The 22,534-nt window shown below is 66.0% G+C and carries 19 protein-coding genes; 13 read left to right on the top strand and 6 right to left on the bottom strand.

From position 1 onward, the window contains the following. Positions 1–55: 55 nt before the first annotated feature. The 4 genes from mutL (at position 56) to FVF75_RS14920 (ending at position 4,455) form a co-directional block, all read left to right on the top strand. On the top strand, positions 56–1,873 hold the full coding sequence (mutL, locus tag FVF75_RS14935) for a DNA mismatch repair endonuclease MutL (RefSeq protein ID WP_148379442.1): 1,818 nt from the start codon (positions 56–58) through the stop codon (positions 1,871–1,873). Continuing rightward, on the top strand, positions 1,870–3,108 hold the full coding sequence (locus FVF75_RS14930; protein WP_148379440.1) for a DNA recombination protein RmuC: 1,239 nt from the start codon (positions 1,870–1,872) through the stop codon (positions 3,106–3,108). Before mutL ends, FVF75_RS14930 begins: the two co-directional genes overlap by 4 nt. A gap of 64 nt (positions 3,109–3,172) precedes the next feature. After that, positions 3,173–3,568: a DUF3775 domain-containing protein gene (locus tag FVF75_RS14925; protein ID WP_148379438.1), complete on the top strand. Its 396-nt coding sequence runs from the start codon at positions 3,173–3,175 to the stop codon at positions 3,566–3,568. 242 nt (positions 3,569–3,810) lie between these two features. Further along, positions 3,811–4,455 (top strand): DUF4386 family protein, encoded by a 645-nt coding sequence (locus tag FVF75_RS14920; protein WP_148379435.1) that lies wholly within the window; start codon positions 3,811–3,813, stop codon positions 4,453–4,455. 6 nt (positions 4,456–4,461) lie between these two features. Here the strand turns inward: FVF75_RS14920 and FVF75_RS14915 are convergent, their stop codons facing one another. The 3 genes from FVF75_RS14915 to FVF75_RS14905 are packed head-to-tail and all read right to left on the bottom strand — an operon-like array spanning position 4,462 to position 7,329. Then, the gene (locus FVF75_RS14915; RefSeq protein WP_148379433.1) at positions 4,462–5,604 is read right to left on the bottom strand and encodes a saccharopine dehydrogenase C-terminal domain-containing protein; all 1,143 of its coding nucleotides are present in this window, start codon (positions 5,602–5,604) and stop codon (positions 4,462–4,464) included. Positions 5,605–5,606: 2 nt separating this feature from the next. Beyond that, positions 5,607–6,662: a saccharopine dehydrogenase gene (locus tag FVF75_RS14910; RefSeq protein ID WP_148379431.1), complete on the bottom strand. Its 1,056-nt coding sequence runs from the start codon at positions 6,660–6,662 to the stop codon at positions 5,607–5,609. Between the two features lie 7 nt (positions 6,663–6,669). Then, positions 6,670–7,329 (bottom strand): histidine phosphatase family protein, encoded by a 660-nt coding sequence (locus tag FVF75_RS14905; RefSeq protein ID WP_148379429.1) that lies wholly within the window; start codon positions 7,327–7,329, stop codon positions 6,670–6,672. Positions 7,330–7,457: 128 nt separating this feature from the next. On the opposite strand from FVF75_RS14905, the gene FVF75_RS14900 reads away from it, so the two are divergent. After that, the gene (locus FVF75_RS14900) at positions 7,458–8,387 is read left to right on the top strand and encodes an HNH endonuclease (RefSeq protein ID WP_148379427.1); all 930 of its coding nucleotides are present in this window, start codon (positions 7,458–7,460) and stop codon (positions 8,385–8,387) included. Between the two features lie 39 nt (positions 8,388–8,426). Here FVF75_RS14900 and FVF75_RS14895 read toward each other — a convergent pair whose 3' ends face one another. Then, positions 8,427–9,128 (bottom strand): response regulator transcription factor, encoded by a 702-nt coding sequence (locus tag FVF75_RS14895; protein WP_148379426.1) that lies wholly within the window; start codon positions 9,126–9,128, stop codon positions 8,427–8,429. Next, positions 9,125–11,059 carry a PAS-domain containing protein gene (locus FVF75_RS14890; RefSeq protein WP_246138105.1) on the bottom strand — a complete coding sequence of 645 codons (1,935 nt, stop codon included), beginning with the start codon at positions 11,057–11,059 and terminating at the stop codon, positions 9,125–9,127. The genes FVF75_RS14895 and FVF75_RS14890 overlap by 4 nt, the downstream gene beginning before the upstream one ends. 212 nt (positions 11,060–11,271) lie before the next feature. On the opposite strand from FVF75_RS14890, the gene FVF75_RS14885 reads away from it, so the two are divergent. The 6 genes from FVF75_RS14885 (at position 11,272) to FVF75_RS14860 (ending at position 18,591) form a co-directional block, all read left to right on the top strand. Then, on the top strand, positions 11,272–13,248 hold the full coding sequence (locus tag FVF75_RS14885; protein ID WP_148379423.1) for an AMP-binding protein: 1,977 nt from the start codon (positions 11,272–11,274) through the stop codon (positions 13,246–13,248). After that, positions 13,245–14,066, top strand: coding sequence for an ABC transporter ATP-binding protein (locus tag FVF75_RS14880; protein ID WP_148379421.1), 822 nt, complete (start codon positions 13,245–13,247; stop codon positions 14,064–14,066). Before FVF75_RS14885 ends, FVF75_RS14880 begins: the two co-directional genes overlap by 4 nt. A 53-nt stretch (positions 14,067–14,119) precedes the next feature. Then, the gene (locus FVF75_RS14875; RefSeq protein WP_148379419.1) at positions 14,120–15,115 is read left to right on the top strand and encodes a branched-chain amino acid ABC transporter permease; all 996 of its coding nucleotides are present in this window, start codon (positions 14,120–14,122) and stop codon (positions 15,113–15,115) included. 70 nt (positions 15,116–15,185) lie between these two features. Beyond that, positions 15,186–16,283 (top strand): branched-chain amino acid ABC transporter permease, encoded by a 1,098-nt coding sequence (locus FVF75_RS14870; protein WP_148379417.1) that lies wholly within the window; start codon positions 15,186–15,188, stop codon positions 16,281–16,283. A gap of 67 nt (positions 16,284–16,350) precedes the next feature. Next, positions 16,351–17,637 (top strand): ABC transporter substrate-binding protein, encoded by a 1,287-nt coding sequence (locus FVF75_RS14865; RefSeq protein ID WP_148379415.1) that lies wholly within the window; start codon positions 16,351–16,353, stop codon positions 17,635–17,637. 126 nt (positions 17,638–17,763) lie between these two features. Continuing rightward, positions 17,764–18,591 carry an ABC transporter ATP-binding protein gene (locus tag FVF75_RS14860; protein ID WP_148379413.1) on the top strand — a complete coding sequence of 276 codons (828 nt, stop codon included), beginning with the start codon at positions 17,764–17,766 and terminating at the stop codon, positions 18,589–18,591. Between the two features lie 44 nt (positions 18,592–18,635). Here FVF75_RS14860 and FVF75_RS14855 read toward each other — a convergent pair whose 3' ends face one another. Continuing rightward, the gene (locus FVF75_RS14855; RefSeq protein ID WP_148379411.1) at positions 18,636–19,442 is read right to left on the bottom strand and encodes a hypothetical protein; all 807 of its coding nucleotides are present in this window, start codon (positions 19,440–19,442) and stop codon (positions 18,636–18,638) included. A gap of 139 nt (positions 19,443–19,581) precedes the next feature. Between FVF75_RS14855 and FVF75_RS14850 the strand changes: the two genes are divergently transcribed. Both FVF75_RS14850 and FVF75_RS14845 read left to right on the top strand, forming a co-directional pair. After that, on the top strand, positions 19,582–20,802 hold the full coding sequence (locus tag FVF75_RS14850; RefSeq protein WP_148379409.1) for a phenylacetate--CoA ligase family protein: 1,221 nt from the start codon (positions 19,582–19,584) through the stop codon (positions 20,800–20,802). A gap of 20 nt (positions 20,803–20,822) precedes the next feature. Beyond that, on the top strand, positions 20,823–22,478 hold the full coding sequence (locus tag FVF75_RS14845) for a peptidoglycan-binding domain-containing protein (protein WP_148379407.1): 1,656 nt from the start codon (positions 20,823–20,825) through the stop codon (positions 22,476–22,478). The last annotated feature ends 56 nt before the right edge of the window (positions 22,479–22,534 follow it).

The raw sequence follows: 22,534 nt of genomic DNA, 5'->3' as shown, positions 1-22,534 counted from the left end.
GCAAGAAGCAGGTGTATCTGGCAGAATCGCCCGCTGACGTGCTAGGTCTTGTGGCATGTCCGAGCCTGCCCCCCAGATAAGCGCCACGCGCCCAGTGATTCGCCAGTTGGACGAGGGCGCGATCAACCGCATCGCGGCGGGCGAGGTGGTCGAGCGCCCGGCCTCGGCGGTCAAGGAACTGGTCGAGAATGCGCTGGATGCGGGTGCGCGGCGGATCGAGGTGGCGCATGCCGATGGCGGCAAGACGCTGATCCGGGTAAGCGACGACGGGGTCGGCATGACGCCCGACGATCTGCCGCTGGCGCTGGCGCGGCATGCGACCTCGAAGATCGACGGGTCGGACCTTCTGGACATCCACAGTTTCGGGTTTCGCGGCGAGGCGCTGGCCTCTCTGGGCGCGGTCGGGCGGCTGACCATCACATCGCGGGCGGAGGGCCATGAGGCGGCCAGCGTCCGGGTGGCCGGTGGCGCGCCGGGGCCGGTCAGGCCCGCGGCCCTCACCGGCGGAACCGTGGTCGAGTTGCGCGACCTGTTCTTTGCCACCCCGGCGCGGCTGAAGTTCCTGCGCACCGACCGGGCCGAGGCGCAGGCCATCGGCGACGTGGTCAAACGGCTGGCGATGGCCGAGCCGCATGTGGGTTTAACGCTGCGCGATCTGTCCGGCGGCGGCGAGGGGCGGGTGACGTTCCGCGTGAGCCCCGAGACCGGCGATCTGTTCGACGCGCTCTATGGCCGTCTGGGGCAGGTGATGGGGCGCGACTTTGCCGACAATGCGCTGGCGATCGACGCCGAGCGCGAGGGGTTGCGGCTGACCGGCTATGCCGCGCTGCCGACCTATTCGCGCGGTGCTGCGGTGGCGCAGTTCCTGTTCGTCAATGGCCGCCCGGTGCGCGACCGGCTGCTGATCGGGGCGCTGCGGGCGGCCTATGCCGATTTCCTCGGCCGCGACCGGCATCCGGCGGCGGCGCTGTTCATCGCCTGCGATCCGCACCTGGTCGATGTGAACGTGCATCCGGCGAAATCCGAGGTGCGGTTTCGTGATCCGGGGCTGGCGCGCGGGCTGATCGTCTCGGCGCTGCGTCATGCGTTGGCGGGGGCGGGGCACCGGGCGTCCTCGACGGTGGCGGGGGCGACCCTGGGCGCGATGCGGGCCGAGGCGGTGGGGCCGCGCGTCTACCAGATGGACCGGCCTTCGCCGGGCGCGATCACGGCGGCGCGCGCGGCCCAGGCGCCGGGATTCGCCGAGCCGTCGGCGCGGTTCGAGCCGGTGGCGGACGAGGTGCCGCTGGCCGGTCTGCCGCTGGGGGCGGCGCGCGCGCAGGTGCATGAGAACTACATCATCGCCCAGACCGAGGACGGCATGGTGATCGTCGACGGCCACGCCGCGCATGAGCGGCTGAACTACGAAAAACTCAAGCGTCAGATGGCGGACAACGGCGTCATGGCGCAGGCGCTCCTGATTCCCGAGATCGTGGAGTTGACCGAGGCCGAGGCGCGGTTGCTGCTGGCCATGGCGGACGACCTGGCGCGGCTGGGGCTGGGGATCGAGCCGTTCGGCGGCGGTGCCATCGCGGTGCGCGAGACGCCCGCGATCCTCGGGCCGGTCAATGCCGAGGCGATGATCCGTGACATCCTCGACGAGTTGGCCGATCTGGGTGACACGAACAGCGTGCAGGCGCGGATCGAGGCGGTGCTGAGCCGCGTCGCCTGCCATGGCTCGATCCGCTCGGGGCGGCGGATGCGGGCCGAGGAGATGAACGCGCTGCTTCGTGAGATGGAGGCGACGCCACATTCGGGCCAGTGCAATCACGGGCGGCCGACCTATGTGGAGTTGAAGCTGGCGGATATCGAGAGGCTGTTCGGGCGCACATGATCCAGATCGGGGACCAGAGCTATTCGCTGGACGATCCGGCGGTTCTTGCCGCGCTGATCGGCGGGCTATTGGTGCTGGCGCTGTTCGTGCTGCTCATCGTCGTGGTGCGCCGGGCCGGGCAGTCGGCGCGGCTGGCCGAGCGGCTGGCAAGCCAGATGGGCGGGCTGGGGCAGGCGGTGCAACTCCTGGGGCAGGGGCAGGAGCAGTTGACCGGCGGCCTTCGCAACGTGTCGGACTCGCAGGCCAACGGGCAGGCGCAGGTGTTGCAGGCGATGGAGACGCGGCTGGCGGAAGTGCAGCGCCAGATGCAGGAACGCCTGCACGACAACGCGATGAAATCGGCGCGCTCGCTGTCCGAGATGCAGGAGCGGATGAACGAGACACTGACCGGCAGCGCGGTCAAGACGACGCAATCGCTGACCCTGTTGCAGGAACGGCTGGCGACCATCGACAAGGCGCAGGAGAACATCACCCGGCTGTCGGGCGACGTGCTGAGCCTGCAGGACATCCTGTCGAACAAGCAGACGCGCGGGGCGTTCGGGGAAATCCAGCTCAACGACATCGTGTCGAAGGCTTTGCCGAGCGACAGCTATACGCTGCAGGCGACGCTTTCGAACGGCAAGCGGGCCGACTGCCTGATCCACCTGCCCAACCCGCCGGGGCCGATCGTGGTCGATTCGAAGTTTCCGCTGGAAGCCTACGAGGCGCTGCGCCGGGCCGGGACCAAGCCCGAGGTGGCCGAGGCCGCGCGGCAGTTGAAGCTGGCGGTGCGCCATCATATCCGCGCGATTTCGGAGCGTTACATCATCGAGGGCGAAACCGCGGACGGGGCGATCATGTTCCTGCCGTCCGAGGCGGTCTATGCCGAGTTGCACGCGAACCACCCCGAGATCGTGCGCGAAGGCTTTGCCGCGCGGGTCTGGATCGTGTCGCCGACCACCTGCATGGCGACGCTGAACACGATGCGGGCGATCCTGAAAGATGCCCGGATGCGCGAACAGGCGGGCGCGATCCGCAAGACACTGCGCCTTTTGCACCGCGACGTGGAACTGGTGGCGGAGCGGGTCGACAAGCTCAACAGCCACTTCGGGCAGGCGCGCGACGACCTCGAAGGCATCACCATCGCCGCCGAGCGGGCCGGCAAGCGGGCGGCACGGCTGGACAATTTCGATTTCGAGGAACTGGCCCCCGAGGAGAGCGCCGAAACAAGCGTCATGCCGCTGGCGAAGCCCTGAGCGGGCTTGTCCGGCGCGACCGGGTGGCGTTATATCCGGGGAACGGTTGAACAAAGGACGCGACATGCTCGAAATCAGCCCCTCGAAGGTGGCCCGGATCATTATTCGCGCCCGCGAACTCGACGCCAAGACGGCCCGCTGGGACACCCCGTCCGACGACGCGGACGCCGAATCGATCCTGGAATCGCGGGCCTCGGACGCGACCGAGGACGAATTGCGCAGCTATATCTCCGACCTCAACGAGGACGAACAGGCCAGCCTGGTGGCGATCATGTGGATCGGGCGCGAGACCTTTTCCGCCGACGATCTGCAAGAGGCGATCGAGACCGCCAAATCCGAAGCCTCGGCCCCGACCGCGGATTACCTGCTGGGTATCCCGCTGCTGTCCGATTACCTGCAATCGGGGCTGGAAGAGCTTGGCCACGACAGCGACGAGTTGATCGACGCCCACCTGAAATAGGGGCGGCGCGGGCCTTGCCTGCGCCAGCGGCTGGCCGATCATCGAAGATTCGCCGAACAGAAAGCGATGACCATGACCACGCGAATGCTGGTGCCCTTCGTGATCATCTGGGTGTCGACGCCCATGTGAAACAGGGGCGGGCCTTGCCGAAGCGACCCGCGCCGGGCGCCTTTTTTGTTGACTCAAGTGACTGGCCGACAGAGAAAGTGCGCATTTTTTTTGCAACCAGACAGGAACGCGCAATGTCTTCCCTTCAAAAAGCGGGCGGTATTTCCGCCATCCTTGCCGCTGGCACCTATCTGTTCGGGTTCGTGCTGTTGTTCACGCTTCTGGCCCCGGCCGGATATGGTTCCGATGACATCGACGCGATGGGCGCGGTGGCGTTCATCGACCTGAACATGGGTCTGATGACGCTCTGGAATCTCGTGATCTATGTCCTGAACGCCTTCGTTCTGGCGGTGCTGGTTCTGGCGCTGGCCGAACGGCTGCGGCCCGCGCCGGTGGCGCTGGTCTCGGGCGCGTTCGGGTTGATGTGGGCGGTCCTGGTGCTGGGCGCGGGAATGATCGCGAACGTGGCGCTCGTGGCGGTGCAGCAGAGCTACGCCGTCGACCCGCAGGCGGCCGCGACGATGTGGACCACCCTGACGGCGGTCGAGAACGGTCTTGGCGGTGGCAACGAGATCGCTGGCGGAGTCTGGGTGCTGGTGACCAGCCTGGCGGCGTGGTGGCTTGGCGTGTTGCCCAAGGCGCTGAACGCGCTGGGCCTTCTGATCGGCGTTTCCGGCCTGATCACCGTCATCCCGGCGCTTGCCGCGGCCGGGGCGGTCTTTGGCCTTGGCTTCATCGTCTGGTTCCTCTGGGTGGGCGTGGCGCTGCTGCGGGGCTGACGCCCATCAGCCCAAGTGGTCGACGACCTGCAGGTGCTGCGCCTGGGTGTCGACGCCCTTCATCCACTTGTCCACCAGCGCGGGATCGGAGGGGGCGGCTGAGACGCCGGGTTTGATGCGGCGGTCCAGCACCGAGGTGATCGCCTGCGCCACGGTGGTCGAGACCAGCCGGGCCATGGCGCTGCCGCGATCGTCCCCGACAGCGTCGAGCGTATAGGTCTTGTGATAGACCGGGGTGCCGTCGCGTTCGGCCTTGAGCGCGACGCAGAGCACCACGCGGTCAGGCTCGCCCGGCCCATAGGCGTGGTCGGCCCAGAACTGGTCGGACATCTGCTTGAGCCGCGCGTCGCCCTCGGGGCCGGTGAGGGTCTCGATCTCGTCGAACACGTCCGCCCAGGCCTCGGCCCAGCCGTTCAGGCGCAGGGTGCCGCGCACGAAATCGCGCACCGGCCAGGCGGGGTCAAAGCCGTAGTCTTGCATGAAGGGCAGCGAATCGCGGTTCGGGTAGACCTCGAAGCTTTCGGGTGTCGGCAGGGGTGCTGCGTAGCTGCGGATCGCGTCCCAGGGCCGGTCGACCTCGAGCACCGAGAACGCCCGGATCGAGCGTGACGGCGACCTCAGCGCCTTCAAGACGCCCAGCGGCGACCACGAGAACTTGTAGCGAAAGGCGTTGGTGTGTTTCGGCACGCCGCCGCAATAGGAAGTGAAACTGATCGCGTTTTTCGGGTCGAACGCGCGAGATTTGCGATAGTCCGCCACCAGCCAATGCGCCATCAGGTGGTCGATGCCGGGGTCCAGCCCGACCTCGTTCACCAGCGCCACACCCGCCGCTTTTGCGCGTTCGTCCAGCGCGCGCATCTCGGGGGCGATGTAGCTGGACGAGACGAAATGCGCGCCCTTGTCGATGGCCAGTTCGGCCAGCCGCACATGCCAGTCGGCGGGCAGCATCGACACCACCACGTCGCCGGGGGCCACGGCCTCGGCCAGCGCATCAGGGTCGAAGGCGCGGATATCGTCGGTCAGGTGGCCCACGGCCTCGCGCGCCTTGTCGACGGTGCGGTTCCAGACCACCACCTCTTGTCCGTCCTCGATCAGCCTGGACAGGCCGGGGATGGCCGACAGGCCGGTTCCGCACCAATGGATCGTCATGGTCAAACTCCCTTGATCTGGTCGTCGAATATGGCTTTGGCCCGGCCCCAGACACCGGCACCGGGCCGGTCGAGGGTCAGGAGAGATGGCAGCAATTGCGCCGCGTAATCCTCGGAGCTTTCCACCGGCAGCAGCGAGGGCAGGTTGTCGATGGCCATCACGTCAAGCGGCGGGTCGTCATGCACCCGGACAACCGGCGCCTGCCAGGTGGTCGCGGTGTCATATACCGGCACCGGGTTGTAGTCGCTGTCGGGGTCGCAGGCGATGTCGCCGATGACGGACAGGGCGCGCGGCTGGGTCAGCGCGGCGGGCGGCACGAAGACCGGCGTGCCGGGGCGCGCGAAGATGCAGTTGAGAAAGATGTCATGGGCCAGGATCTCGGGGAACGGGCCGCCATGCGCGGTTTCCTCCATGTCCCAGCGGGTGGTCACCAGCCCCAGTTCGGCGCAGAGGTCTGCCGCCCCGGTGCCGACCCGCCCCAGCGCGCCGATCACCATGACGTGGGGGTTCGGCCGGGCGGTGGCGGCAAGCTCGGCGCGCAGCTCTTCGATCAGCGCGGCCTTGTCGGGGTAGGTGGCAACCGGGTGGCACAGCCCGCCCCCCGCCTGCGCCGCCCAGGTCTTGACCGACACCGCCGCCCCCGCGAACCCGGCCCAGTAGCCAAAGGCGGCGACGCGGCGGCCATCCTCGTCGGTCAGGTATTCGAGGTCGTAAAGCACCCCACCCCCGGCCTTGAAGCGCGCCAGCAGGCGGCGGCCGGAATGCTGGCCCTTGAAGGCATGGCCGAACATGATGTGACGGTGGCTGAGGGGCGTGTCGTCGTCGGGCAACTCCTTGAGCCCGAAGATGATCGCGTCATCGGGTGCCTCGGGCCATGAATTCTCCGCCACGATCTCGCATCCCGCAGCGCAGTAGGCGTCGATCGGGAGGGCGCGAAACCGGCTCTGCTCGACGCTGACGCGAAAGCCCCTGGCGATGAGCGCCCGCGCGCCTTCGGGCGTCAGCCCGGCGCGTTCCTCGTTCAGCCGCTGTTCGGCGCGAAGCCAGAGATGGGTCATGCCACCCTCATATATAGGTCTGCGCGTGCCGCCGATCGGGCCGCTCGAGGTGCGGCACGGCGTTGAATTGCGTCAGCGCCAGGCCGGAGCCGACGATCTGCATGCGGTGCACCGAGGTGTTGAGAATGGCCAGCACCAGCCGCGCCAGCGCCCCGGTCTCAAGCCCCATCGCCACCCGCATCGCCATGCCGATCAGCCCGCCCGATGTCACCACCAGCGCATCGCCCTTGCCGGCCGCGATCTCGTGCAGCACGTCGTCCACCCGCGACTGAAAGTCGTGATAGCTCTCGGCCGCGCCCTCGATCCGGCCGTCCTGCCAGGCGGTGAAAACCAGCGGCAGGTGGTCGATGAAGCCGTCGCGGTCGGTGGGCATCGGCAGGCCGAACTGTTCGTGCATCCGGTTGGACAGGTCGAAATAGGTGATCTCGTTCAGCCGCTCGTCGATCACCGGCTCGGCATGAAGCTGCGCCCCCATCGCCTGCGCGGTCTCGCGGTGACGGATCAGGCTGCCGGTATAGACCCGCGAATAGCGCGTATCGGTGTCGCCGAGATACTGCCCCAGCCAGTCAGACTGCTGGTGGCCAAGCGGCGACAGGCTGTCATAGCCGACCTCGTCGGTCGCCCCGCTGTTGGCCTGCCCGTGCCGGATGAGTGTGATCTGTGCCATCGGCCCCCCTTCGCTGCCCTTGGCTACCGCGCAGGGGCGGCGGGGGGAAGGGGGGAGGGGGGATGCCAACTTGATCTTAGGTGCAAAAACTGTGGCGCAGCCGGGTGATCTGGTTCTAACAATACGCCATGTCCAAAGCCGTATTCATCCAGAATCCTGACTCGATATACGATGATCGCCCGGGTGAAGCTTACCACTTCCCAAGGCGTTATCTGGGTATGGTTCGTGAAACGATTGGCGATTGGGTGGTATTCTACGAAGGGCGCAGAGGACTATTCGGCTACACTGGCGTTCAGAAAGTGGAGCGCGTGGAGCCTGATCCCAAGCGGTCTGATCACTACTACGCAATCCTTGATCGCCAATCAGCGTGGTCGTTTGAGACGATCGTCCCACGGGCGAGTCCGTCGGGTCAGGCCTATGAGACTTCGCTGCGCGGTTTGGACGGAAGACCGATTTCAGGTGGTGCGGCCGTTTCGGCCGTGCGGCGTCTGACCGATACAGAGTTCGCAGCGATCGTTCAGTATGGCCTCACCGAGATTGATGGGCCCGATGCGCTGCCGCGATCACCTGAAGACGTTGCAAGTGCTGCCAACAAGTTCTCCGACGAACAGACCCCATTCGACGCAATTGACCTCAACTTCTCCCGCACTGACGTATTGGCAAGTCGGAAATATCGTGATCCGTCCTTTCAACGACAGGTCAAGGCTGCCTATGGCTCGCGCTGTGCGATCTCCGGCCTGGATCTCAGAAACGGGGGTGGGCGCCCAGAAGTCCAAGCGGCGCATATCCGTCCGGTCGCTCATGGTGGACCGGATCTCATCCAGAATGGGCTAGCTCTATCCGGCACGCTGCACTGGATGTTTGACCGGGGGCTTGTCTCGGTGGCGGAGGATTTGAGTATCCTCGTTTCCCACAACAAGGTGCCGCCGGAAACTGCGGCGCGGTTAATCGTGCCGGGTCAACGATTGCTGCTGCCGGAAAATCCACGACATCGTCCGCATCCCGAGTTCTTGAGATTCCACCGCGAAACGATCTACGGGCAAATCAACTATAAGTAATGCAAGTGATGGCGCGCTGACATCACCGCCCCTACCCCCTCACCCCCACCTTACATCGCCCAGGAAAATATACCCCGCACCATAGATCGTCTTGATCAGGCGCGGGTTTTTCGGGTCTTCGCGCAGTTTGGTGCGCAGGCGCGAGATGCGCACGTCCATCGCGCGGTCGAAGCTTTCACCGGCGGCGCCGCCCAGCGTCTCCTGCATCTGGGCGCGCGAGATCAGGCGTTTGGGGGCTTCGAGGAACAGCCGCAGCACCTCGCCCTCGGCATGGGAAAAGGCGGTCTCCCCGCCGGCCTCGTCCTCGAGCAGGTAGCGGTCGAAATGCGCCGTCCAGCCGGCGAAATGCGCGGTGTTCGAGGCCGTGCCGGTGGCGCGGGGCTGGCGCAGGCGGGCGCGGACACGGGCCACGACCTCGGCCGGTTCGAACGGCTTGATGATGTAGTCGTCGGCGCCGAGTTCCAGCCCCGTCACCCGGTCCTGCACCTGGGCGCGGCCCGAGATGATGATGATCGAGGCGCCGGATTCCAGCGCCAGCCGGTGCACCAGCGTCAGCCCGTCGCGGTCGGGCAGGCCAAGGTCGACCAGGCAGACATCGGGCGACATCGACTTCAGCGCCGCCTCGAACTCGGTCGCGCGCGCGAACCCGTAGGTGCGAAAACCCGCGTCGCTCAGCGCGTCGGTCAGCATCCGGCGGATCTCGGGTTCGTCATCGAGGATGGCGACGATCGGCTGGCTCATGCGGGCACCTCATGGGTGAGGAAAGTGGCGAGAAAGGCGGCAAGCTCGGCGGCGTCGAAGGGTTTGGACAGGACCGGCACGGGTGCGCCCGCGCGCTTGGGATCGGTCCGCGGCAAGGACGACATCAGGCACATCGGCGCGGTCAGGCCCGACGCGCGCAGCCGGGCCACCAGCGCGTCGCCGGTTTCGGCACCCTCGAGCATGATGTCCGACAGCACCAGCCCGATGCCGTCGATCCGGGCCAGGTCGGCGGCCTCTTCGGCCGAGGTGGCCTCGATCACCTGGTGGCCAAGGTCGGTCAGCATGCCGCGCACGGATTCGCGGATGGTGTCCTCGTCCTCGACCAGGAGCACCAGGCGCGGCGGCGGCGCGGGCTTGTCGGCGCGGCGCAGCGGCAGGCGCATGGTCACGATGGCGCCGTTGTCGCCGTTGCCCAGCCTCACCTTGCCGCCGGCCATCTTGGCATGGTCATAAACCATCGCGAGGCCCAGCCCGGAACCCTCGCCGCCCTTGGTGGTGAAGAACGGGTCCAGCGCATGTTCGAGCGCGTTGTCGTCGAACCCCGGCCCGGTGTCCGAGACGGTGAAATCCAGCCAGGTCTCGCCCGCGGTGCGCACGGTCAGGGTGATCTCGCCCGGCGCTGATCCGATGGCGTCCTTGGCGTTCAGGATCAGGTTGAGCAGCGCATCCTGCACCGAGCCCGCGTCCAGCAGCACCGGCGTGCCGACACCCGTAACCCGGGTCGAAAGGTGGATGGTCTCGGGCAGGGTCGGGCCGGCCAGCGCCTCGGTGTCGGCGATCAGCCCGGCCACCTCGACCGGTTCGAGCCGCATGTCGCGCCCGCCCGAGATCGAGGCGATCCGGTCCAGAAGCGCGCCGCCACGCCGCGCCGCGCCGATGGTGGCGCGGGCAAGTTCGCCCGCAGGTGCGGGCAGCGCCATGTTGTCGAGCCGCGATTGCAGGCCCAGGATGATGGTCAGCAGGTTGGCGAAGTCATGCGCCAGCCCCGAGGTCAGTTGCGCCGCAAGCTCGCGTTTGCGGGTCTGCATCACGGCGGCGCGGGCCTGTGCCTCTTCGGTGATGTCCATCGACAGCACGTAGGTACCGCGCACCTTGCCATTCCCCGCGATATCGGGGGTAAAGGCGGCGCGGATGCGCTTGCCGGTGCCTTCGTGGTTGAACTCGGTGACATTGGCCTCGCCGCGAAAGGCGCGCTCGAGGCTGGGGCGGATCAGTCCGAACGCCTCGTCGCCCAGTGCCTCGCGCACGCCAAGCCCGATCACGTTCGAGGGCCGCCCCGGCAGCACGGTCGCAAGCCGCAGGTTGGAATAGGTATAGCGCCCGTCCAGCCCGATGCGGGCGATATGGGCCGGCATCATCTCGGCGGTCAGGCGGATGCGGGCCTCGGCCTCGGTCAGCTGGCGCTTGGTCTCTTCGAGGTTGGCGTTGGCCGAGGCCAGCGCGCGGTTGGTGCGGGCCAGTTCCTCGGCATGGGCCAGAAGCTGGTCGGACAATTCCTCGGAGCGGGCGCGCAGCAGATCCTCCTGCCGCTTGATCGAGGTGATGTCGGTATAGACCGCGACCCAGCCGCCCTGCGGCAGCGGGCTGCCCTCGACCGAGATGATGCGGCCATTGGCGCGCGACCGCTCGAGGTAATGCGGCTCGAAGGTGCGGGCCTGTTCGACACGGTCGCGGATGAAGCCCTCGGGGTCGGCGACATCGCCGTATTCGCCGTGCGTCACCAGATAGCGCACGGTATCCTCGAAATGCGTGCCCGGCGTCACCATCCAGTCGGGAAAGCCGAACATCTCCTTGAACATCCGGTTCGACACCACCAGCCGCAGGTCGCGGTCATAGATCGACAGCGCCTGTGCGATCAGGTTCAACCCGGCCTGGGTGAAGTCGGCAATGTCGGTGTGGTCCGGCGTCACGTGCAGCCTCCGTTCCTTCCTTCGCTAGCACCAAGGCGCGCGCGCGGAAAGACCCAGGGTGACGCGGGCGGGACGCTGGTAACATTTCGTTAGATTCTGGAAAAACTGAGGAAACCTTTGACCGAAACAAAGGCACCCTGTCACGGTAGGCACACCGGGGAATCGAAAAACGGCCGAAGATGCCGCGGACGCCGGTGCAGGGAGGATAAAACTTGGTTCAGGATCAAACCGCGGCCGGCGCGTTTGACTCCATTCCGGCGCTGCTGGCCCGGAATGTGAAGCTGCACGGCACGCGACCCGCATACCGCGAAAAGGAATTCGGCATCTGGCAGTCCTGGACCTGGGCCGAGACGTCCGAGGAAATCACGCACCTGGCGCTGGGCCTGCTGGCGCTGGGGATCGAGAGGGGCGATACCGTCGCGGTGATCGGGCGCAACCGCCCGGCGCATTACTGGGCCATCGTCGCAGCCCAGATGTGCGGTGCGATCCCGGTGCCGCTCTATCAGGATTCGGTGACTGAAGAGATGGCCTTCGTGCTGGACCATTGCGGCGCGCGCTTTGTCATCTGCGGCGACCAGGAGCAGGTCGACAAGGTGATCGACGCGCAGGAAACCATCAAGCACATCGAGCACGTGATCTATTACGACAAGCGCGGCATGCGCAAATACGACCACGCGCATCTGAACTGGTATCACGACATCCAGGAGGAAGGCCGCGTCGCGCATCAGCGGCTGGAGCCGGAACTGAACGCGCGTATCGCCGAGCTGAACTACGACACGACCTGCGTGATGCTCTATACCTCGGGCACCACCGGCAAGCCCAAGGGCGTGATCCTGTCGAACCGCAACATCATCGAGAGCGCGAAGAACTCGTCGGAATTCGACAACCTCAGCGCGGGCGAGGATGTGCTGGCCTATCTGCCGATGGCCTGGGTGGGGGATTTCATCTTTTCCATCGGGCAGGCCTACTGGACCGGGTTCTGCGTGAACTGCCCCGAGAGCGCCGATACCATGATGACCGATCTGCGCGAGATCGGCCCGACCTATTTCTTTGCCCCGCCGCGGGTGTTCGAAGGCCAGTTGACCAACGTGATGATCCGCATGGAAGATGCCGGACGCGTCAAGAAACGCATGTTCGACTACTTCATGGAACATGCCCGCAAGGTCGGCCCCGCGATCCTCGACGGCAAGCCGGTGAGCGGCTGGGACCGGCTGAAATACAGGCTGGGCGATCTGCTGGTCTATGGCCCCTTGAAGAACACGCTGGGCTTCAGCCGGGTGCGCGTGGGCTATACCGCGGGCGAGGCGATCGGGCCGGAGATCTTCGAATTCTACCGCTCGCTGGGCATCAACCTGAAACAGCTCTACGGCCAGACCGAGGCGACGGTGTTCATCACCCAGCAACCCGATGGCGAAGTGCGTGCCGATACCGTCGGCGTGCCCAGCCCCGGCGTCGAGATCCGGATCGACGACAAGGGCGAGGTGTTCTACCGCTCGCCCGGCGTGTTCGTGGAGTATTTCAAGAACCCCGAAAGCACCGCCTCGACCAAGGATGCCGAGGGCTGGGTGGCGACGGGCGACGCCGGGTTCATCGAACCCGAGACCGGGCATCTGCGCATCATCGACCGGGCCAAGGACGTGAGCAAGATGGCCGACGGTTCGATGTTCGCGCCCAAGTTCGTCGAGAACAAGCTCAAGTTCTATCCCAACATCCTCGAGGCCGTGGTGCTGGGCGCCGGGCGCGACAAGTGCACCGCGATGATCAACATCGACCTCAGCGCCGTCGGCAACTGGGCCGAGCGCAACAACATCTCGTATGCCTCCTACCAGGAGCTTGCCGGGCATCCCAAGGTGCTGGACATGGTGCAGGCCCATGTCGAGGAGGCCAACCGCTCGATCGCAGAGGACACCATGCTGTCGCGCTGCCAGGTGCATCGCTTCCTGATCCTGCACAAGGAACTGGACGCCGACGACGGCGAGATGACCCGCACCCGCAAGGTGCGCCGCAACATCGTGGAACAGAAATTCGCCGACCTGATCGACGCGCTCTATTCCGACAAGTCCGAGCAATACACCGAAACCGAAGTCACCTACGAGGACGGGCGCAAGGGCAAGATCAAGGCCACCCTGCAAATCCGCGATGCCGCGGTTGTGGACACGGCAAGCGCGAAGGGGATGGCGGCGCAATGAGCCTCGATACAACCGACAGCTACGTTACCGAAGACGGCCGCACCATCGGCGGGGTGGTGATGGAGATGAAGAACATCACGCTGCGTTTCGGCGGTGTGGTGGCGATCAAGGATATCAGCTTCGACATCCGCGAGGGCGAGATCCGGGCCATCATCGGGCCGAACGGCGCGGGGAAATCTTCGATGCTGAACGTGATTTCCGGCTTTTATCACCCGCAGGAGGGCGAGGTCTGGTTTCATGGCAGGAAACGCCCCTCGATGAAGCCCTATCAGGTGGCCGCGCAGGGCATCGCGCGGACCTTCCAGAACATCGCGCTGTTCGACGGGATGAGCGTGCTCGACAACATCATGACCGGGCGGCTGACGATGATGAAGTCGAACATGCTGCAACAGGCGATCTGGTTCGGCCGGGCCGAACGCGAGGAAAACCAGCACCGCGAACAGGTCGAGAAGGTGATCGACTTTCTCGAGATCCAGGCGATCCGCAAGACCCCGGTGGGGCGGCTGCCCTACGGTCTGAAAAAGCGGGTCGAACTGGCCCGCGCGCTGGCCGCCGAGCCGAAGCTCTTGCTGCTCGACGAGCCGATGGCGGGGATGAACGTCGAGGAGAAAGAGGACATGAGCCGCTTCATCCTCGACGTGAACGACGAGTTCGGCACCACCATCGCGCTGATCGAGCATGACATGGGCGTGGTCATGGACCTGTCCGACCGGGTGGTGGTGATGGATTACGGCAAGAAGATCGGCGACGGCACGCCCGACGAGGTGCGCAACAACCAGGACGTGATCGACGCTTATCTGGGGGTGGCGCATGACTGATTTCGACAGCCTTCGCGGCCCGGGCATGACCCGCACATCAACAGGGGGCACGCATGCCTGACCAGCTTCTTTACGCGTTGGAAGTGACGCTCAACGGCCTCATGGCCGGGGTGCTCTATTCGCTCGTGGCGCTGGGCTTCGTGCTCATCTTCAAGGCGTCGGGCATCTTCAACTATGCCCAAGGCGTGATGGCGCTGTTCGCGGCGCTGACGCTGGTGGGCATCCAGGAAGGGCAGGTGCCCTTTTCCCACCTGATCAACGCGATCTTCGGCACCGAGATTCACCATTTCGGCTGGACCGTTCCGGCCATCCTGGCAATCATGCTGACCGCGGCGGTGATGGTGGTGTTTGCCTGGGCGGTGGAACGCTTTGTGCTCAAGCACCTGGTGAACCAGCCCGACATCATCCTGTTCATGGCGACCATCGGCCTGGCCTATTTCATGGAAGGCGTGGGCGACCTGATGTGGGGCGCCGACATCAAGAAGCTCGACGTGGGGCTGCCGCAGGGCGGGTCGATCTGGCTGGAGGAAAACACGGCCTGGCTGGGCGGGGATGGCTTTTACGGCTTCTTCATCGACCGGCTCGATATCGTGGCCACCGTGGTCGCGGCGATCCTGGTGATCTCGCTGACGCTGTTCAGCCAGTATTCCAAGCAGGGCCGGGCGCTGCGCGCCGTGGCCGACGACCACCAGGCGGCGCTGTCGGTGGGCATCAGCCTGCGTTTCATCTGGGTGCTGGTCTGGTCGATTGCGGGCTTCGTCGCGCTGGTCGCGGGCATCATGTGGGGCACCAAGTCGGGCGTGCAGTTCTCGCTGTCGCTGATCGCACTCAAGGCGCTGCCGGTCCTGATGCTGGGCGGCTTCACCTCGATCCCCGGCGCGATCGTCGGCGGGCTGATCATCGGGGTGGGCGAGAAGCTGTTCGAGTTCTTCATCGGCCCGATGGTCGGCGGCGCCACCGAAAACTGGTTCGCCTACGTTCTGGCGCTTTTGTTCCTCGTGTTCCGGCCGCAGGGCCTGTTCGGCGAGAAGATCATCGAGAGGGTGTGACCATGGCGAGTGTGTTCGCGCGGGCCATGCCCGGCCGAGTGACTGAAACAGGTGCAGGGGAGAGCGCCCGATGATCTATCGCGAAGCCGGCGATTTCAAGACGTCCTACCGCAAGGACAGCCAGACCTTCCCGCTCAAGTTCGACCGGGTCGCGTATTTCGTGCTGCTGGCGGTGGCCTTCCTGGTCATTCCGTTCATCATCAACGACTACTGGGCCAACGCGGTGCTGGTGCCGTTCCTGATCTATGCCATCGCCGCCCTCGGGCTGAACATCCTGACCGGATACGCCGGCCAGGTCAGCCTGGGCACCGGCGGTTTCATGGCGGTGGGCGCCTATTCCTGCTACAAGCTGATGACCGGCATCGACATCTTCGGGGTCGAGTTTCCGCCGCTCAACATCTTCCTTTCCGTGATCGTCTCGGGCGGCATCACCGCCGTGGTCGGCGTGCTGTTCGGCCTGCCCAGCCTGCGCATCAAGGGCTTCTACCTCGCCGTGGCGACGCTGGCGGCGCAGTTCTTTCTGGTCTGGCTGTTCAACAAGTGGGGCTGGGCCTACAATCACTCGGCTTCGGGCCAGATCAACGCGCCGGAACGCTCGGTGTTCGGTATCATCGTCACCGGGCCTGAAACGGCGGCCTGGGCGAAATACCTGTTCTGCCTGGTCTTCGTCTTCTTCGTCGCCTGGATCGCGCGCAACCTGACGCGCGGGGCGGCGGGCCGCAAGTGGATGGCGATCCGCGACATGGACATCGCCGCCGAGATCATCGGGGTCAACCCGCTCCTGGCCAAGCTGTCGGCCTTCGCGGTGTCGTCGTTCTTCGTGGGGATCGCGGGGGCCTTGTTCTTCTCGGTCTATCTCGGCGCGGTCGAGGTCGGCGAGGCGTTCGGCATCCAGAAATCGTTCCTGGTGCTGTTCATGGTGATCATCGGCGGGCTTGGCTCGATCTTCGGCAGCTTCGCAGGTGCGGCCTTCATGGTGCTGTTGCCGGTTCTGTTGAAAAACGTGCTGGTCGGCGCGCTGGGCTGGCCGACCGACCTGGCGGCGCATCTGGAACTGGTGATCGTCGGCGGGCTGATCATCGCGTTCCTGGTGGTCGAGCCGCACGGCATCGCGCAGCTTTGGCGGCTGGCCAAGGAAAAACTGAGGCTTTGGCCCTTCCCGCACTAGGGGTGGTCCAGGACAACCGCGCCCCGCGTCGGGACGCACAGAATTTGCAATCTAGGGAGGAAAGCAAATGAGACTGAAGAAACTCGCAGCGGTCACGGCCGCGGCCATCACGATGGCAAGCCCGGTCATGGCGGAACTGGTGTTTCCGTCGCTGAGCTACCGCACCGGGCCTTTTGCCGCTGGCGGCGTGCCCTTCGCGGACGGTTATGCCGATTACTTCACGCTGCTCAACGAGCGTGACGGCGGCATCGGCGGCGAACTGACCCGCGTGCCGGAATGCGAAACCGCCTACAACACCGAGAAGGGTGTGGAATGCTACGAGGCGACCAAGGGCGACGGCGCGCTGATCTATCAACCGCTGTCGACCGGGATCACCTATCAGCTGATTCCCAAGGTCTCGGCGGACGGCATTCCGATGCACACGATGGGCTATGGCCGCACCTCGGCGGCGAACGGCAAGGTGTTCGAATGGATCTTCAACTATCCGGGCAACTACTGGGACTCGGCCTCGATCATGGTCAAGCACGCGCTGGACATGGAAGGCGGCAGCCTCGAGGGCAAGTCGATCGCGCTGCTCTATCACAACTCGGCCTACGGCAAGGAGCCGATCCGCACGCTTGAGGAACTGGCCGAAAAGCACGGCTACAACCTTACCCTGATCCCGGTCGACAGCCCCGGTCAGGAGCAGAAATCGCAGTGGTTGCAGATCCGCCGTGAAAAGCCCGACTACGTGTTCTTCTGGGGCTGGGGCGTGATGAACCAGGTCGCGATCCAGGAAGCCGCCAACATCCGCTATCCGATGGATCACTTCATCGGCGTGTGGTGGTCGGGTGCCGAGCCGGACGTGCTGCCGGCGGGTGACGGGGCCGATGGCTACAAGTCGACCAACTTCACCGGCACGGGCACCGATTACCCGATCTTCGACGACCTTCAGACCTACGTGGTCGACAAGGGTCTCGCGGCCGGCGATGGCCAGTCGCTGGGACAGGTCCAGTATAACCGCGGCATGTATGCGGCGATGCTGGCGGCCGAAGCGGTGCGCAAGGCGCAGGAAATCCACGGCGTGTCCGCGATCAACGCGGCCCAGATGCGCGACGGGATGGAAGCCCTCGAGGTGACCGCGGCGCGGATGGAAGAGCTGGGGATGCCGAACTTCGGCCCCGAGGTGAACGTGACCTGCGAGAACCACGGCGGGCCGGGCATGGGCCTGATCCAGCAGTGGGATGCGAGCGCCCAGAAATGGGTGGCGATCACCGACTACATCCAGTCCGATCGTGAAGTCATCAACGAGCTGATCATGGAAGACAGCGCCGCCTATGCCGCCGAAAACGGCATCGAAGAGCGCTGCAACTGATCGACCGGCGCGCGCCCTGACGAGGGGCGCGCGCTGACCAACACCGGGCGCGGCGGCCAGCCCGCCGCGCCGCACCGAACACAAAATCCCCGGGACAGGCCCGGGACGCGACAGGAAAGACGCGCCATGCTGGACGCCGGACAGACCGAGACCGAGGCCCTGCTCGAGGTCAACAACATCGAGGTGATCTACAATCACGTGATCCTGGTGTTGAAGGGCGTCAGCCTGAACGTGCCCAAGGGCGGCATCACCGCGCTTCTGGGCGGCAACGGCGCGGGCAAGACCACGACACTCAAGGCAATCTCCAACCTGCTGCATTCCGAGCGCGGCGAGGTCACCAAGGGGTCGATCCTCTATCGCGGCGAAAAGGTGCAGGGGCTGTCGCCTTCGGACCTGGTGCAAAAGGGCGCCATCCAGGTGATGGAAGGCCGCCACTGTTTCGAGCACCTGACGGTCGAGGAAAACCTGATGACCGGTGCCTATACCCGCCGCGCCAGCCGGGGCGACATCGACGCCGATCTGAACATGGTCTACGACTATTTCCCCCGCCTCAAGGAACGCCGCAAGAGCCAGGCGGGCTATACCTCGGGCGGCGAACAGCAGATGGTGGCGATCGGGCGCGCGCTGATGAGCCGGCCCGAGACGATCCTACTGGACGAGCCGTCAATGGGGCTGGCGCCGCAACTGGTGGAACAGATCTTCGAGATCGTGAAAAGCCTGAACGAGGAAGAGGGCTATACCTTCCTTCTGGCCGAACAGAACACCAACGTGGCGCTGCGCTTTGCGCATTACGGCTATATCCTGGAAAGCGGACGGGTGGTGATGGACGGTCCTGCGGCCGATCTGCGGGAAAACCCGGACGTCAAGGAATTCTATCTCGGCATGTCCGAGGAGGGGCGCAAGAGCTTTCGCGACGTGCGCAGCTATCGCCGCCGGAAACGCTGGCTGGCCTGATGCCCGACGTTCATCGGACACCACGGGATGCGGGCCAGGGGCGGCTACGCAATCTCCCTGCGCAACTCGTCGATCCGGGCGAGCGCCTCGTCACGGGTGTTGCGGATGTTGGGGCGGAACGCCTGGCTTTCGGCGCGCATCCGTATGGTCTTTTCGGTCACCGAACCGGGCGCGTAGCGCACCGAGCCCAGCGACCAGGCGATGTTCACCGCCTTGCCGCGCCGCGCCCAGGCGACCCAGGCCTCTTCGTGGATGCGGCTGTTCTCGTAGTTGACGAGAAAGAACCACTTGCGCCCGGTCTTGCGGATCTCGGCCTCGATCAGGTCGTAGACGTGGTTGACCTCGGCCGAGTTTCGGAAGGTCAGGTTGGCGAAATTCACGTCCATGATCTCGCGGTCGGCGTCGAACGCCAGGCGCCCGGAAAAGTCGATGTCGACCGGCAGCGGCGCCCGCTTCTCGCGCCGCTGCGAGGGCAGTTCGGCGATCCGCGCCAGCGCCCCCGCGCGATCGGCGAAAAGGTTGGGATTGAACGCCTCGGTCTCGGCGTCATGCTCGATCTGGCGGCGGGTTTCCTCGCTCACGTCATAGCGCACGGAGCCTTGCGAATGCGCCAGGTTCACCGCCTTGCCGCGCAGCGAATGCGCCACCCAGGCCGGGGTGTCGATGCGGAAACCGGAATAGTTGACCAGGAAGAACCAAAGCTCTTCGCCGGTCGCCTCGATCCGGGCCTCGACCATGTCGTAGAAGGCATTCACATCCGCCGAGGTTTCGAACCGGACGCCGGACAAGTCGACCTCCATGATCTGTCGCTCGGTGTCAAACGAGACGCAATCGTCAAAATTCCGGGTCATGGCGATCCTCTGGCATTGTCCTTTGGGGTCGTTCGGGACGGTCTTAGCGGAAAAACCCTGCCCGGTATACGCCGGTATGCAAAGAGCGCGCCGGGGGCGGTTATTTGCCGCAACCGCGCTGTCAACGAAAGCTGTGCCCATGTCTGATTACTATGATGTCCTGGAAACCCGCTCTGCCGATGAACGCGCCGCGGCGCTGGCCGAGGCGCTGCCGCGCCAGATCGCGCGGGCCAAGGGGCTGGCGGGCTATGCTGCGGCGCTGGCGGATGTGGACCCTGCAGCGGTCACCGGCCCGGGCGCGCTGGCCGCGCTGCCGGTCCTGCGCAAGTCCGACCTTGTGCGCGCCCAGGCCAAGGCCGCGCCGCTGGGCGGATACGGCGCGCTTAAGACCGCCGGGTTCGCGCATATCTTCCAGTCCCCCGGCCCGATCTACGAGCCGGGCGGCGTCGGTCACGACTGGTGGCGGATCGGGCGGTTCCTGCACGCCGCGGGCGTGGGCAAGGGCGACATCATCCAGAACTGCTTTGGCTATCACCTGACGCCCGCCGGCATGATCTTCGAGAACGGCGCGCGCGCGGTCGGGGCGACGGTGATCCCGGCGGGCACCGGCCAGACCGAACTGCAGGTGCGCGCCGCCGCCGACATCGGCACCACCGCCTATGCCGGCACGCCGGATTTCCTCAAGATCATCCTCGACCGGGCCGACGCCGATGGCGTCAAGCTGAAGATCACCAAGGCCACGGTCGGGGGCGGGGCGCTGTTTCCGTCGCTGCGCCAGGAATACGCCGATCGCGGCATCGCCTGCTATCAGAACTACGCCACCGCCGATCTGGGCAACGTCGCCTACGAGACCCCGGCGCTGGAGGGGCTGGTGGTCGACGAGGGGGTGATCGTCGAGATCGTGCGCCCCGGCACCGGCGACCCTGTGGCGCCGGGCGAGGTTGGCGAAATCGTGGTGACGACGCTCAACCCCGACTATCCGCTGATCCGGTTTGCCACCGGCGACATGTCGGCGGTGATGGAGGGGGTCAGCCCCTGCGGGCGCACCAACATGCGCATCAAGGGCTGGATGGGCCGCGCCGACCAGACCGCCAAGATCAAGGGCATGTTCGTGCGGCCCGAACAGGTCGCCGATTTCGTCGCCAAACACGCCGAGATCCTGCGCGCCCGGGTGATCGCCAGCCGCGAGGGCGAAAGCGACGTGATGACCGTTCAGGTTGAGACCGAGGGCGGCAAGGCCGAGGATTATGGGCGGAGTGTCGCCGAAACCCTCAAGATGAAGGGTCGTATCGAGATCGTGTCTCCCGGTAGCTTGCCGAATGACGGTAAGGTAATAGACGATACACGCAGCTACGACTGACGAACGCGAGGAGGATACCCATGCGCGACGTTCTGAAAAGCGTGGCGCTGGGGGTGATCCTCCTGGTGCCGCAGATGGCATCGGCCGAAGATGCGGCGCTGATCGTGGTCGGAAGCGACTATCGCCGGCTGCCGGATGTGGCCGGAGCGGCGCAGGCCGCGACGCTGGCCCAGGCGCTTGAGGATGCAGGCTTTCGGGTCACGTCCTCGCTCGACCAGGCCGCCGAGGACGTGTGGGAGGCGGTAGACGATTTCCGCCGCGACGCGCGCCGGGCGGACCGGGTGTTCGTGCTGCTGTCGGGCCACATGGTCTCGACCTCGCGCGACAGTTTCCTTCTGACCCGGCACGCCACGCGCCCCTCCGATATGTCGGTGGGGGCGGTGGGCGTGCCGATGGGGCCGATCCTCGACCTGCTGGCCGAACATCCGGGGCAGGCGATCATGATGCTGGCCCCGTCCGGCGACGAGATCGAGGGCGAGGGGCTGGTGCCCGGCGCCGACCCGGAGGCGCCGCAGGGGGTCACGCTGGTCAGCGGGCCGGTTGACGGGCTGGTGCGGGTGGCCAAGGAGGTGCTGCTGGTGCCGGGGGCCGCGCCCGCAAGCGCGCTCAGCCGGCCGCCGCGCGGCGTCACCGTGTCGGGCTTTGTCTCGGACGCGCTGCCGTTCCTGCCGGCCGACGGCGGAGGCGTGGTGGTGGTTCAGCCCCCCGCCGATCCGCCCGCCACCCCGGACCGCGAGGCGGCGTTCTGGCAGGTGGTCACCGGCATGGACACCGCCGCGGCCTATGAAAGCTACCTCGACCGCTACCCGCGCGGGCGCTATGCCGAGGATGCCCGCGACGCCATCGCCGCGATCGAGGGCGATGCGTCGGCCCAGAGCCGCGCCGCCGAGGAGGCGCTGAATCTAGGCCGCGACGGACGCCGCAACGTGCAGCGCAACCTGTCGCTGCTGGGTTATGATCCGCGCGGCATCGACGGCATTTTCGGCCCCGGCTCGCGCGCCGCGATCACCGCCTGGCAACGCGCCAAGGGCTATCCGGCGACCGGGTTCCTGACCCGCGAGCAGCTGTCCGCGCTCAATATCGCCGCCGAGGCGCGTGCCGCCCAGCTCGAGGCCGAGGCCGAGGCGCGGCGGGTCGAGCGGGAACGGCTCGACCGGGCCTATTGGCGCGACACCGGGCGCGGCGGCACCGAGGCGGGGCTGCGCGCCTACCTGGAACGCTACCCGGACGGGCTGTTCTCCGACGTGGCGCGCGCCCAACTTGACGATATCGAAGAGGCCAAGCGCGCCGACAGCGCCGCCGAAGAGGGTGCGTTCTGGGACAAGGTCAGGGCCGAGAACACCGCCGCCGCCTATCGCGAATACCTCAATCGCTATCCGAACGGCGCCTTCGTCGAAGCCGCGCTTGCGGCGCTGGACGCGATCGAGGACGAGGCCAACCGTGCCGACGAAATCGCCGCCGCCAAGGCCGAGGAACGCGGCGTCGCGGGCAACCCGGTGACGGCGCTGCTGGTGGAAACGCGGCTGGCGACGCTGGGCTTCAACGTGGGCCGGGTCGATGGCAGTTTCGACGATCAGGCAAGGAAAGCCATCCGCCAGTTCCAACGCTCGCGCGACCTGCCGGTCACCGGCTATGTGACCCGCGACACCATGGTGCGGCTGCTGGCGGCGAATTGATCGGGGCCCGTCGCCCCCAAAAACCGAAAGGCCGCCGGGTTGCCCCGACGGCCTTT

The organism is Maritimibacter fusiformis (genome assembly GCF_008086115.1).
Lineage (GTDB): Bacteria > Pseudomonadota > Alphaproteobacteria > Rhodobacterales > Rhodobacteraceae > Muriiphilus > Muriiphilus fusiformis.
The sequence above is the reverse complement of the archived record's forward strand: the minus strand, read 5'-3'. Positions and strand labels throughout refer to the sequence as shown.

Coding starts and splice junctions, on each gene's coding strand:
- mutL (WP_148379442.1), top strand. CDS start 56: ATGTCCGAGCCTGCCCCCCAGATAAGCGCCACGCGCCCAGTGATTCGC.
- FVF75_RS14930 (WP_148379440.1), top strand. CDS start 1,870: ATGATCCAGATCGGGGACCAGAGCTATTCGCTGGACGATCCGGCGGTT.
- FVF75_RS14925 (WP_148379438.1), top strand. CDS start 3,173: ATGCTCGAAATCAGCCCCTCGAAGGTGGCCCGGATCATTATTCGCGCC.
- FVF75_RS14920 (WP_148379435.1), top strand. CDS start 3,811: ATGTCTTCCCTTCAAAAAGCGGGCGGTATTTCCGCCATCCTTGCCGCT.
- FVF75_RS14915 (WP_148379433.1), bottom strand. CDS start 5,604: ATGACGATCCATTGGTGCGGAACCGGCCTGTCGGCCATCCCCGGCCTG.
- FVF75_RS14910 (WP_148379431.1), bottom strand. CDS start 6,662: ATGACCCATCTCTGGCTTCGCGCCGAACAGCGGCTGAACGAGGAACGC.
- FVF75_RS14905 (WP_148379429.1), bottom strand. CDS start 7,329: ATGGCACAGATCACACTCATCCGGCACGGGCAGGCCAACAGCGGGGCG.
- FVF75_RS14900 (WP_148379427.1), top strand. CDS start 7,458: ATGTCCAAAGCCGTATTCATCCAGAATCCTGACTCGATATACGATGAT.
- FVF75_RS14895 (WP_148379426.1), bottom strand. CDS start 9,128: ATGAGCCAGCCGATCGTCGCCATCCTCGATGACGAACCCGAGATCCGC.
- FVF75_RS14880 (WP_148379421.1), top strand. CDS start 13,245: ATGAGCCTCGATACAACCGACAGCTACGTTACCGAAGACGGCCGCACC.
- FVF75_RS14875 (WP_148379419.1), top strand. CDS start 14,120: ATGCCTGACCAGCTTCTTTACGCGTTGGAAGTGACGCTCAACGGCCTC.
- FVF75_RS14870 (WP_148379417.1), top strand. CDS start 15,186: ATGATCTATCGCGAAGCCGGCGATTTCAAGACGTCCTACCGCAAGGAC.
- FVF75_RS14865 (WP_148379415.1), top strand. CDS start 16,351: ATGAGACTGAAGAAACTCGCAGCGGTCACGGCCGCGGCCATCACGATG.
- FVF75_RS14860 (WP_148379413.1), top strand. CDS start 17,764: ATGCTGGACGCCGGACAGACCGAGACCGAGGCCCTGCTCGAGGTCAAC.
- FVF75_RS14855 (WP_148379411.1), bottom strand. CDS start 19,442: ATGACCCGGAATTTTGACGATTGCGTCTCGTTTGACACCGAGCGACAG.
- FVF75_RS14850 (WP_148379409.1), top strand. CDS start 19,582: ATGTCTGATTACTATGATGTCCTGGAAACCCGCTCTGCCGATGAACGC.
- FVF75_RS14845 (WP_148379407.1), top strand. CDS start 20,823: ATGCGCGACGTTCTGAAAAGCGTGGCGCTGGGGGTGATCCTCCTGGTG.